This window comes from Burkholderia sp. Ac-20353 (assembly GCF_017104785.1).
In the GTDB taxonomy this organism is placed as follows: domain Bacteria; phylum Pseudomonadota; class Gammaproteobacteria; order Burkholderiales; family Burkholderiaceae; genus Burkholderia.
The window spans coordinates 1-710 of sequence record NZ_JAAGPL010000542.1 but is presented as its reverse complement, the minus strand read 5'-3'; the positions used below and the strand labels follow the sequence as shown (position 1 = coordinate 710).

General features: G+C 69.4%; 1 protein-coding gene and 1 pseudogene. Both read left to right on the top strand.

Translation table 11 applies throughout. From position 1 onward, the window contains the following. Window positions 1-284, top strand: a pseudogene (gene glcE / locus G3N94_RS42840) (glycolate oxidase subunit GlcE); the annotation flags it as partial. An 89-nt stretch (window positions 285-373) separates the two neighbouring features. Next, window positions 374-710, top strand: a 337-nt coding sequence (locus G3N94_RS41850) for a 4Fe-4S dicluster domain-containing protein (RefSeq protein WP_205799975.1), incomplete at its 3' end; no start/stop codon positions are given.

Sequence of the window (710 nt, the reverse complement as noted above, 5' to 3'; positions counted from 1 at the left end):
GGCTCGAAGGCGGCGCCGGCTCGGTGAACGCGGCACGCGCGACGATCGGCGGCGACGACATGGATCACGCGTTCTGGGCGCAGCTGCGCGAGTGTGCGCTACCGTTCTTCGACGATCCGCGCCCGCTGTGGCGCCTGTCGGTGCCGTCCGCCGCGCCGCTCGAGTCGCCACCCTGTGCGCTGCCGGGCGCGACGCTGCTCGACTGGGGCGGCGCGCAGCGCTGGCTGAAGAGCGACGCGGATCCGGCCGACCTGCAGCGCATCGCCGCGCCATGGGGCGGCCATCCGGGCGCATGTACGCCGATTTCTAAGCCCGATCTCGAAGCCCAACCTCGAAGCCTGACTTCCAGGCCCGACTTTCAAGCGATCTGCCGATGCAAACCAATCTCAGCGAAGCAAGCAAGGCCCTTGCGCGGGCCGACGAAGCGGAAGCGATCCTGCGCTCGTGCGTGCACTGCGGCTTCTGCAACGCGACCTGCCCGACCTACCAGGTGCTCGGTAACGAACTCGACGGGCCGCGCGGCCGCATCTACCTGATCAAGCAGATGCTCGAGGGCGAGCCCGTCGGCGATACGACGCAGCAGCATCTCGATCGCTGCCTGAGCTGCCGCAACTGCGAGACGACCTGCCCGTCGGGCGTGCGCTATCACACGCTGCTCGACATCGGCCGCGCCGAAGCCGAAAAGCGTGCGCAGCGCCCCGCGCGCGAGA